This is a genomic window from Streptomyces sp. NRRL S-495, assembly GCF_000966955.1.
Classification (GTDB): Bacteria; Actinomycetota; Actinomycetes; order Streptomycetales; family Streptomycetaceae; genus Kitasatospora; species Kitasatospora purpeofusca.
Genome location: NZ_JZWY01001044.1, coordinates 1 through 10688 on the forward strand (window position 1 = coordinate 1; position 10688 = coordinate 10688).

The following is a 10688-nucleotide window of genomic DNA, read 5'->3' on the forward strand; positions in this document are numbered from 1 at the left end:
AGATGTGTATAAGAGACAGATCGAGGACGCCGACCCCGGCCCCTCCCGCGCCCTGCGCTCCGCCGGCGCCGGCCGCATCCAGACCGCCCTGCACGCCCTGCTGCCCACGGTCACCCCCCGGCTGGCCGGCCTGCTCCTCTACCGCCTGGACGTCAACGTCCGCGCCTCTCTCATCCTCGGCCTGGTCGGTGCCGGCGGCATCGGCTTCCTCATCAACCAGTCGATCAAGCTGTTCCGCTTCGACGAGATGCTCACCCACATCCTGGTGGTCCTCGTCCTGATCATCGCCGTCGACCAGCTCTCCGCCGCCGTCCGCCGCCGCCTGACCTGAAGCCCCGGATCCGAAGCTGCCCGCTCCCGGTGGAGGACCGGCGGCGGGCAGCGTGCCGTCCGGCTGTGCGACTGTCCGAACGGTGGGAGGTCGGCCCTGGTCGGAAGGGGCGGTCACGCCACCGATATCATTTCCATACGAATGCAATATCACATGGCGGCATTATGTCTGTCATGGGACAATACGTCCCGTCGTTGACGCGGACTGTCTCCCAAGGGGCGGGCTGCGCGGCGGCATCGTTGTTGTCGTAGGCGAACGGAGACGTGTTCATGTCCGCAATCGAGTCCCCTCCCCAGCGCGGCCGACGGCTGACCTGGCCGTGGTTCCTGGTGGTGGTCGTCGTCTACCTCGCGATCATCCAGGGGCTGGGCGCGCTGGTCGGGGCCGACCGGGGCGGATCGGCCAGCCAGTTCCCGACCACCGAGGTGGTGGTCCGCAACGGGCTGATCCCGATCGGCCTGTCGGTGTTGTTCGGCGCGGCTGTCGTGACCTGGCTCGGCTGGTGGGGCGAGGTCCTGCGCTACCGCGCACCGGTGCGCCGCTGGGTGTGGTTCGTGCCGATCTCGATGCTGGCCGCGGCCCTGCTGGGCATGAACTACCCGAACCTGGCCGACCAGCCCGTCTCGTTGGTGCTGAGCCTGATCGCCATGACGGCCTGCGTCGGCATCGGTGAGGAGCTGATGTTCCGCGGGATCGGTGTGCAGGTCTTCAAGCGGGCCGGGCTCAGCGAGGGCAAGGTCGCGCTGTACTCCTCGCTGATCTTCGGCGCGGTTCACCTCAGCAACGCGTTCGGCGAGGGCGCGCAGGCCGTTCTCCAGGCCGTGATCGTCTCCACCTCCGGCTACTTCTTCTACCTGTGCCTGCGGGTCGGCGGCACCCTGCTACTGCCGATGCTCGTGCACGGGCTGTGGGACCTCGGGCTGATCTCCAGCCTGGTCGGCAGCGAGAACAAGGCGTACGCCGGGATGGTCCTGCCGATCCTGCTCCAGGTCGTCCTGATCGTCCTGGTGGTCGTCAAGCGCCGCTCCATCGCGGCGGAGACCGCCCCGAGCGCCGCCGACGGTCCGGCGACGCCCGAGCCCGCGTCCGCGCCCGGACACTGAGCCCACCGCCGGTGCGGCGCCGCCTCGCCGAGGAGCGCCGATCGGTGCTCCTCGGCGCCCGGCTTTTCGCGCTGGCCGACGCCCGCCCCGAGCTGGGTGGCCGGCAGGGCGATGAAGTGCACGGTCTGCCGTTGTGCCTTCAACGGGCCCGGGGCCCGGTGTAGTTTCGGTTCCCGGTGTGCGTTCTCGGGCGGTACTGGACGTCGCGTTCGGTACGGGGCCCGGGCGGCCCCTGACGGTCCGATTCCTTCGGGCGGGGGAGGAGAAGGTGAGGTGGCAGGTCCATGATCGATCCGGTCGACCCGGCCGTCCCGCAGGTTCGGTGGATGGCTCGCCCCGATGCGGTCCTGTGCGGGGAGGAGGTCGGTGCCGGACCGACCTATCTCCTGCTTCATGCCGGTGGCGAACGCCGTACGGTGTGGGCGCCGGTCAGCGAGGTCCTCGTCGGAGCCGGCTTCCGCTGCGTCGCCTTCGACCAGCGGGGCCACGGCGACAGTGACGGCCGTGCTCGGGCACTGTCCCCCTGCGCGGAGGACGTCGCCGCAATGCTCCGCGCCGAGCCGCCGGGCTGCGTGGTCGTCGGTGCCTCGCTGGGCGGGCTCGCCGCTGTCGCCGCCCTCGCCGACCCGGCGACGCGGGCAAGGGTGGCAGGACTGGTGCTGGTCGATGTCGTCCCCTGCCTCGACCCCACCCGGGTCCGCCGTTTCCTCGCCGCAGGCGGACTGACCGGCGCCTACACCCTGCTCGTCGAGGACATCCTCGGCCAGGTCCCACGGCTCCGGCGGACCACCGCGGAGCTCGACCTCCCCGTCCTGCTCGTCCACGGTGACACCGGCTCCTCGGTCACCGCCGAGGACATCGACCAGCTTCTGTGCCTGGCTCCGCGCACCACCGTCCGGTCCGTCCAGGGCGCCGGACACCTCATCGCCCGGGAGCAGCCTGCGGCCTTGGCCCGGAACATCATCGCCGTCACCACGGCATGGCACGGCCCGCAGTGATGCCGGGCTCGTGGGGCAGCACCCGGGCCCGGGCGTCAGCCCCTCCGGAGATCCCTGTGCGCCGGGGCCCGCGTCCGTCGGCGGCCGCGGTGCGGGCGAGCACCAGCGCCACCGGCCGGTGGCATCAGCCCGGGGACGGGCCGGCGGGTGCGAAGGCGAGGGCGGTGTTGTGGCCGCCGAATCCGGCCGAGGTGCTCAGCGCGAGCCGAAGGTGTTGGCGACGGGGGCCGTCGCGGACCAGGTCGATCCTGTCGGTGTCCTGGTCGGGGTGGGCGAACCCGGCTGTTCCGGGGACGAGTCGGTACTGCACGGTGAGAACCGTCAATGCTGCCTCGATGGCGCCTGCCGCGCCCATCGTATGGCCGAGTACGCCCTTGGCGGAGGTGACCGACGGGGGACGCCGGGCGAAGAGCCGGTGGATCAGGCGGGCCTCCGCGGAGTCGTTGAGCGGGGTGCTCGTGCCGTGGGCGTTGATGTGATCGACATCGTCGGGAACGGCCCCGGCCTCGGCGAGGGCCAGTCGGGCGGCTCCTTCGAGACCACGGGCGTCCGGGTGCGGTGCGACCGGGTGGAAGGCGTCGGCGGCCGTCCCGGTGCCGACCAGCAACGCCCTGGGTACGGCCCGACGTGTCACCGCGTCCGCCCGGCGTTCCAGGACGAGGAAGCCCGCTCCCTCGCCGATGACGAAGCCGTCACGGTCCGCGTCGAACGGACGCGAGGCGCGGGTGGGATCGGTGTTGCGGGAAAGGGCCTTCATCCGGGCGAACCCGGCGACGCAGACCGGGGTGATCATGGCGTCGGTGCCGCCCGCCAGGGCGATGTCACAGGCTCCGGCGCGGAGCAGCAGGGCCGCGGTGTGGACGGCGGTGGCCCCGGAGGCGCAGGCGGTGGCGGTGTGCATCACCGGGCCCGTCGCGCCGAATTCGATGGCGAGTCGGCCCGCTGCCATGTTCGGCAGGAAGGCGGGAAGCGTCATGGGGGACACGGCGGCGGGGCCCAGGGTGCGCAGGCGCTCTGCCGCGTGCTCGTAACTGCCCACGCCGCCGGCCGCGGAGCCGAGGACCACCGCGACCCGTGCGCCGTCCCAGCGGGCGGGATCGAGGCCCGCGTCGGCGACGGCCTCCCGGGCCGCGGCGAGGGCGAAGCGGGTGGCGCGGTCCAACTGCCAGGACCGGCGCCCTCCGGCCGGCGCGGCGGGGTCTTCGGGGACCCGGCAGGAGAGTACGACGGGGAGACCGGTGAGCGCCGGGTCGGGGGCGGCCGTGCCGAGGGCTCCGAGAACGCCGCGCCAGGTCGGCCCGGCTCCGTGGCCGGCCGGGGTGACCAGACCGATCCCGGTGACGGCGAGCGGTGGTTGTGCCGCGCTCATTCGGACGCGTCGAGAGTGTCGGACGTGTCGGACGTGTCGGCTGTCTCGGATGTGTCAGACGTGTCGGACGCGTCGGGCTGCCGGCCGGACTGCGCGAGCAGGCCGTGGATGCGGTCGACGAGTCGGCCCACTGTCACATCGGCGGTCGAGTCCTGGTCGTCGTCCAGGGGCACACCCCAGTGGTCCTGGAGGCTGAAGACCAGCTCGACCCGGGCGAGCGAGTCGAGGTCGAGGTCCTCCAGGGTGGCATCGTCGTCGATCGAGCCGGGCGGCGCCTCGAACTTCTCGGTGAGCAGGGTGACCAGGTGTTCGCGGACGGCGTTCACGGTGGGCTGACCTCCTGGTGGTCGTGGAGCGGCGGGCGGGGTTCGGGGGCGGCCGTCCGCGCGGGTGCGTCCGGCCACAGCAGGGTCGCGGACGCCCAGGTGAGGCCGCCGCCGAAGGCGGTGAGCAGGGTGCGGGCGCCCGGGGTGCAGGCGCGTCGGGCGGCGGCGTCCGCGAGGGCGAGCGGTACGGAGGCGCCCGCGGTGTTGCCGACCTCGCGGATGTTGCCGAAGCGGTGCTGCGGCGGGATGCCGAGGCGGTCGGCGACGGCGTCCAGGATCCGCTGGTTGGCCTGGTGCCCGATGAAGGCCTGCACCTCCTGGGGCCGCCAGCCGGTGCTGGCGAGGACCGCCTCGGAGGAGGAGGCCATGCGGCGTACGGCGTGGGCGTAGACCTGGCGTCCGCGCATCCGGAAGCAGCGGTCGCCGCGCCCGGGGGGATCGGTGGTGGGCGGCCGCGAGCCGCCCGCGGCCACGGTGATCAGGTCGCTTCCACCGCCGTCGCTTCCCCAGTCGGTCTCCAGCAGCGCCCCGGGCTCGGTGGCGTCCCCGAGCCGGAGCGCCACCGCGGCGGCGGCGTCGCCGAAGAGCGGTGCGGTGTCGCGGTCGAAGGGGTCGACGATGGTCGAGTACTTCTCGGCGGCGACCACCAGGGGCGCCCGGCAGGTCCCGCTGCGGAGCAGGGCGGAGGCCGTGGCCAGGCCGTAGAGGAAGCCCGAGCAGACGGCCGAGAGGTCGAACGCGGGGACCGTTCCGAGACCGAGCCGGTGGGCGACCTCCGGTGCGGTGGCGGGGCAGGGCCGGTCCGGCGTGGTGGTGACCAGCAGGAGCAGGTCCGGTCGTGGGCCCCGGGAGCCGGTGGAATCGATCGCCGCGCGGGCGGCGGCCGTGGCCAGGTCTCCGGTACTGACGGTGGGTCCGGCCAGCCGCCGGCGGTGGATGCCGGTGCGGCTGGTGATCCACTCGTCCGTGGTGTCCAGGTGGCCACGGGCGATGACCTGGGCGTTGGTCACCACCAGGGGCGGGAGGCAGGACCCGATACCGGCGATCACCGCCCTGGCGCGGTCGGAGGGGGCGGAGGGCGGGGAGGTCATGCCGCGGCGAACGGGGAGGGCGGCTTGGGGGTGCCCGCGAGACCGCCGTCCGGGACCGAGAGGCCCCCGTCCAGGGCGATCGCCTGCCCGGTGAGGAAGGCGGACGCGGGCGAGGCCAGGAACAGCGCCGCCGCGGCGACCTCCTCCGGTTCGGCCCAGCGCCCCATGGGGACGTGGGCCAGCAGCCAGTCGCTGAGCGCGGCATCGGTGTGGACGGCGGCCGTCATGTCGGTGCGGACCCAGCCGGGGCAGAGGGCGTTGACCCGGATCCCGCCGCGGGCCCAGCCGGCGGCGAGACTGCGGGCGAGGGAGACCTGGGCGGCCTTGGTCGCGGCGTACGCCTCCATCATGGGCGTGCCGACCAGACCCGCGACCGAGGACATCAGCACCAGGCTGGCGCTGTCCGACCGCGCCAGGTACGGGTGGGCGTGCCGGCAGATCGCGGCGGTGGCGTTGAGGTTCACCGAGACCACCTGGTCCCAGGCAGCCTGGGGGAGGTGCTGGAGCGGTGCGAGCAGCGTGCTGCCGTCCGGGTTCGTGGGCAGGACACCGGCGTTGTGGACGACGATGTCGAGGCCGCCCAGGGCCTCCGCGGCGCGGTCGACGAGCACGGCCTGCCCGGTGTCGGCGAGATCACCGGGTACCAGGACCGGGGACTCCCCGTACCGGAGCACCTGGTCGGCCGTGTGCTTCAGCGCGGGCCCGGTGCGGGCGGAGAGGGCGAGCCGGGCTCCGGCCTGGGCGAGCGCGACGGCCACGGCCCGCCCGATGCCGCGCGAGGCGCCGGTCACCAGTGCGCGCCGGCCGTCGAGGCGGAAGTGGTTGAGGACGGTCATGAGGGCTTCCTCCGGTTCCGGCGGGGTGTCAGTCGGGGTTCCGGGCGGGGGCGGGCAGGGAGCGGGCCCCCGTCCAGGTGAGCAGGGTGCTGCCCCAGGTCAGGCCGGCCCCGAAGACGCAGACGAGCACGCGCGCCCGGTCGGCCAGCAGACCCCGGGCGGCGGCGTCGGCCAGTGCGAACGGAGCGGAGGCCGCACCGATGTTGCCCGTCAGGTCTCCGGTGATGTGCAGGCGTTCGGCCGGGATGCCGATCCGGTCCGCGACGGCGCGCAGGAGCAGTGGATTGCGCTGGTGGGTGATGAAGGCATCGACGTCGTCGAGTCCGAGGCCGTGGTGGCCGAGGGCCTGCTCGACCAGTCGGGGGAAGATCTCGGTGATGAAGTCGCGTACGGCTCGGCCGTCCATGTGGATGTGGTGCAGCCCCGCGTCCAGGCTCGCGGTCCCGGCGGGTATCCGGCTGCCGCCGGCGGGGATGAGCACGTGGTGCGCGCCCCGGCCGTCCGAGCCGAGGTGGAAGTCGTGGAAGCCGCCGTCCCCGTCGACCGGGCCCAGGACCGCCGCGGCAGCGCCGTCGGCGAAGAGGACGGCGGTGCCGCGGTGGGTCGGGTCGACGAACTTCGAGTAGGCCTCGACGCCGACCACCGCCGCGTGCCGGGCGCCGGGCGTCGTGGCCAGCCAGGCGTGCGCGACCTTGGCGGCGAACAGCCAGCCGGAGCAGGCCGCGCTGACGTCGAGTGCGACGGCGTTGGTGGCGCCCGTCAGGGCCTGGACGCGGCAGGCGGTGGCCGGCCCGAGCTCGTCCGGTGTGGAGGTGGCCGCGACGACGAGGTCGAGCCGGTCCGACGTGATGCCGGCGGCTTCGCAGGCGGCCAGTACGGCGGCCGCCGCCAGGTCCGAGGCGGCCTCGTGGGGTGCGGCCCGGTGCCGTTCGGTCACGCCGGTGCGTTCGGTGATCCAGGCGGCCGAGACACCGGCGGGCGGGCCGACCTCGTGACCGTGGCGGGCAGGTGGGTGCCCATGCCGAGGACGCCGATGCCCGGGGATCTGCTCCGGTTCACGATCTGCTCCAGGAACGGTCGTCGGCGTCGGTGGCGGCGCCGTGGGGGGCGAGGAGTGCGCGGGTGAGGAGTGCGGTGGTGCGGTCGGGCTCGTCCAGCGGGGTCCGGGCGATGCCGGCCCCGGGGTCGAGCGCGGCCACGATGTCCGGCAGGGCCCGGTGCAGCCGGTCGCACACGGCGTCCATGGCCGCAGGCAGGGCGCGGACGGTGGCGGGAGCGAGCACGCCGGTGGCCAGCAGGGGGCCGGCGAGGCCGTCGAGCGCGGCCAGGTCGGCCGCCCGGGGGACCGGCCATCCGCGCCCGTCCGTGCCGTCGCCTCCCGCCGCGGCCTCGGCCGCGAGCCGGCGGGCCTGGACGTCACCCAGTTCGAGGGCATCCTCCAGCAGCGGGTTCCACAGCTCCAGGTCGCGGTGGCCCGCCCCGGCACGGGCCGACGACGCGGCGGCGAGGTCGGCGGCGAGTCGGTCCCGCAGGGCGGTGACGACCGCGGGCCACCACGCCGGGTCGGTCGGGTCGGTCGGGAGTGCGTCCGGATCGGTCGGCGGCGGACCCGAGCGGGCCCGTTCCTCCGCTTCCTCGGCGAGGGCGCGGCCGGCGTCGAGGAGGATGAGGGTGTTGTCGCCGCCGGCGCTGTCGAAGGCACGGGCGAACCCGAGGTAGCCCGGCAACCGGTTGTGGTCGAAGAGACCCGACACCCCGCAGCGGTGCTGCAGGTCGTCGATGACCTCGGCCGCGGTCCGGGTGCTGTGCGCCTTGTAGAGGGCGAGCGACCGGTCGACCGAGGCCCAGGGGGAGAAGGTCATCGCGGTGTCCGGCCCGTCGGCGCTCCTTGCGGCGCGCAGGTCCGCCCAGGTGGACAGGGCGGCCCGGGCGGTGCGCCGCAGCGAGTAGGCCGCCGCCAGCGCTCCGAGGACGGCGTGCTGCTGGGTGCGGTACTCCAGGAGCGGCCTCCCGGGCGCCAGCCGTCCGTGCGACCGGCGGCCCGCGTTGAACCGCCAGGCCATCGCCGCGCTGCGGCCCGACAGCGCCGCCATCGCCGACGGCAGGGTGGCCCAGAGCCCCTGACCACAGCCCAGGGTCCGCCGGAGCCGGGCGTCGGGGCTGGACCGGGGGTCGTGCAGCACGCCCGCCGGGTCGATCACCGCACCGTCCGGCAGCCAGCGGTCGTACGGGACCCGGACACCGTGGAACCGGACGAGGCCGTAGGGCAGCGGGAGCGCGTCCACCGGTATCGGGTCGGAGACGGACACGCCCGGTGCCGGGCGGCCGTCGGCTCCGGTGATGTCGACGAGGAAGGAGAACACGCCCCCGTCCTGCGAACCGGTCAGCAACCGTGCGCAGACCACCGCCTGCTGCGGCAGGCCGAACGCCGCGACGGAGGAGAACTTCGCGGCCCGCTGGTCCGGGGTGTGCAGCGTGAACACCCGGTGCACCGGGTCGAACCGGGCCTCGGTGCGGATCTCGAGGTGGCTGCCGGCCTCGCCGAACTCGGTGACCATGAAGGAGCCTTTGGTGCGCGCGTGAGCGAGAGCGCCACCCCGGTCCGCGGCTTCGCCGCCCAGGAGGACGAGCGAGCCGACGCACAGGACGTAGTGGGACAGGAAGGTCTGGTAGAGCGACGGGTCGGCCAGCGCCGTCGCCTCGCTGAGCGCGGCCAGGAGGTCCGGGTCGGCGACCACCTCGGCGGCAGGCGGCAGCGAGGCCGCCAGTCGCATCAGCCGCCGGTGCGCGCTCGTGTCGGTACGCAGGTCGGTACGCAGGGCCTCCTGCCCCGCCCGGTGCTCCGCCAGAAGCTGCCCGAACTCCCCGGCCCGCCGGGGCGGGAGCAGTCCCGAGAGGCGGGTCAGGACGTCGATCGCCCTGGCCCGGTCCTCGGCCGGTCCTCCGGTACCCAGGGGTGCCTCCGCGCCGCCGTCGAGGTCGGGACGAGGGCGCGGCGCGTCCTCCTCCGCTGCGGTGGGCGACGGGCCTGAGCACGGGGACGGGAGCGGCGCCGGCGATCCGGTGGGCCACCGGCCGTCGGCGATCGGCGCCAGCGCCTCCTGGCGCGGATCGATCCGCCGCACGCTGTTCGTCAAGGTGCTGCCGGTGCCCGCCTCGACGACCAGCGAGGCGTCCAGCAGGGCTGCGCCGAGCACCGCAGGAAGGTCGAACGGCCTGATCAGACAGGCGGACAGCGCTCCCGGCAGATCGCTGTCCGCGCGGTGGAACCGGCCGCTCACCACCGAGTAGACCGGCCGGCGCGGGGGAGCCAGGCGCAGCCGCCGGGCGAAGTCCGCGAACACGCCGGCCTCCCGGGCGAGCGCCGGATGGTGGCTCATGAACGGCAGCCGCAACCGTCGCGCCGGTATGCCGCGCGCCTCCGCCGAGTGCTCGACGACGGCGAGCCCGTCCAGCGGGCCGGAGACCACCGTCTCCCCACTGTGGTTGACGCAGGCCACCACCACGGTACGGGCGCCCGGTCCCGCCTCCGCGAGCAGGCGGGCGGCCGCGGACGGGCCCGCGCCCAGCAGCGTCATGCCGCCGCCGTGGCCGGTGAGCAACTGGCCGAGCCGGCAGGCCAGGCGGGCCCCGTCGGCGGTCGAACAGCACCCGGCCGCGGTCAGCGCGGGGATCTCGCCGAAGCTGACCGCCAGCAGGCGCTGCGCCCGGCAGCCGTCGGCTTCGAGCGCGCGGTGCACCGCCAGGGACACACCGAACAGGGCGAGCTGTACGGTTCCGGGCGGGTCCGCGGCCAGTGCGCCGACGCTGAGCGGCGCGCTGCCGGCCAGGCGGGGACCGATCGGCGGCAGATCGAATTCGGGGGCGACGACATCGGCCTCCTCGAAGACCTCGGCGACCGCGTGTGCCAGCGACCCGGTGCGGGGAAGTGTACGAAGCAGTGCCGTCAGACCGAAATCCCCCTGCCCGGGGAACAGGTGTACGACATCTGCGGTGATCGTGGGACTGTGTGGGCCGGACATCGTGGATCCCGCCTCCACCCTGGGGTTTGTTCGAAGAAATGTTCCGACGTCCTCCATGGTGGAGTCTGCGACCGTTCTCGCGGGGCTTTCCCGGCGGTCGGCACGTCAATTATTCGGGGGTGTCAACTTTCGCTGGAATCAGTTGAGTTGAAGGAGAGAAGGGCGCCCCTCGGAATGCCGCGGGCGGTTACGATGGCGGAGAATCCGCGGTACGACCGCGTGCCTCGGAGGCCGGACCGGGCAACCGTGGGCGGGGTGCCGAAGACCCAGGGGAGAGGCATGGCCGTCCTCCGTGTGCCGAACAACCGCCTGCGAGAACTGCTCAGGGAAGCCGAGTGGACCGGGGAGCAACTGGCCCGGGCCGTCAACCGGATCGGCACGGAGTCCGGATGCGCCCTGTCCTACGGGCGCGCCTCGGTGCATCAGTGGCTCACCGGCGCGGTTCCCCGCAAGCCCGTCACCCACCTGGTGTGCTCGGCGCTGAGTCGGAGACTGCGACGGCCCGTCACCCTGGACGACGCCGGCTTCGGCGACCCGCAGCCGGTCCTCCCGCCGCCGGAATTCCCGCCGCAGGAATTCCCGGCAGCGCTCGCGGGGCTCGCCTCCGCCGCC

8 protein-coding genes and 2 pseudogenes are annotated in these 10688 nt (G+C 74.1%); 4 read left to right on the forward strand and 6 right to left on the reverse strand.

Features of this window, described 5'->3' with window-relative positions; all coding sequences use genetic code 11:
• The 3 genes from VR45_RS38615 to VR45_RS38625 form a co-directional block, all read left to right on the forward strand.
• A partial coding sequence (locus VR45_RS38615; protein WP_045944631.1) for an ABC transporter permease subunit occupies positions 1–331 on the forward strand: 331 nt, incomplete at its 5' end.
• A gap of 269 nt (positions 332–600) precedes the next feature.
• Entirely contained in the window at positions 601–1434 is an 834-nt protein-coding gene (locus VR45_RS38620; protein ID WP_045944632.1) for a type II CAAX endopeptidase family protein, read from the forward strand.
• Positions 1435–1718: 284 nt separating this feature from the next.
• A complete protein-coding gene (locus VR45_RS38625; RefSeq protein ID WP_078897436.1) occupies positions 1719–2432 on the forward strand; it encodes an alpha/beta hydrolase in 714 nt (237 codons plus the stop codon).
• Positions 2433–2556: 124 nt separating this feature from the next.
• Here the strand turns inward: VR45_RS38625 and VR45_RS38630 are convergent, their stop codons facing one another.
• The 6 genes and pseudogenes from VR45_RS38630 to VR45_RS43135 all read right to left on the reverse strand — a co-directional run bounded on the left by VR45_RS38630 (position 2557) and on the right by VR45_RS43135 (position 10076).
• The gene (locus VR45_RS38630; protein WP_045944633.1) at positions 2557–3801 is read right to left on the reverse strand and encodes a beta-ketoacyl-[acyl-carrier-protein] synthase family protein; all 1245 of its coding nucleotides are present in this window, start codon (positions 3799–3801) and stop codon (positions 2557–2559) included.
• A complete protein-coding gene (locus VR45_RS38635) occupies positions 3798–4127 on the reverse strand; it encodes an acyl carrier protein (RefSeq protein ID WP_045944634.1) in 330 nt (109 codons plus the stop codon). The genes VR45_RS38630 and VR45_RS38635 overlap by 4 nt, the downstream gene beginning before the upstream one ends.
• Positions 4124–5218, reverse strand: coding sequence for a beta-ketoacyl-ACP synthase 3 (locus tag VR45_RS38640; protein ID WP_045944635.1), 1095 nt, complete (start codon positions 5216–5218; stop codon positions 4124–4126). The genes VR45_RS38635 and VR45_RS38640 overlap by 4 nt, the downstream gene beginning before the upstream one ends.
• Positions 5215–6054 (reverse strand): SDR family NAD(P)-dependent oxidoreductase, encoded by an 840-nt coding sequence (locus VR45_RS38645; protein ID WP_045944636.1) that lies wholly within the window; start codon positions 6052–6054, stop codon positions 5215–5217. The genes VR45_RS38640 and VR45_RS38645 overlap by 4 nt, the downstream gene beginning before the upstream one ends.
• A 28-nt stretch (positions 6055–6082) precedes the next feature.
• Positions 6083–7074: pseudogene (locus VR45_RS38650) on the reverse strand (ketoacyl-ACP synthase III).
• A 35-nt stretch (positions 7075–7109) separates the two neighbouring features.
• Positions 7110–10076, reverse strand: a complete 2967-nt coding sequence (locus VR45_RS43135; protein WP_052709703.1) for an acyltransferase domain-containing protein — start codon at positions 10074–10076, stop codon at positions 7110–7112.
• 279 nt (positions 10077–10355) lie between these two features.
• Between VR45_RS43135 and VR45_RS38660 the strand changes: the two are divergent.
• Positions 10356–10688 (forward strand): annotated as a pseudogene (locus tag VR45_RS38660) (hypothetical protein); the annotation flags it as partial.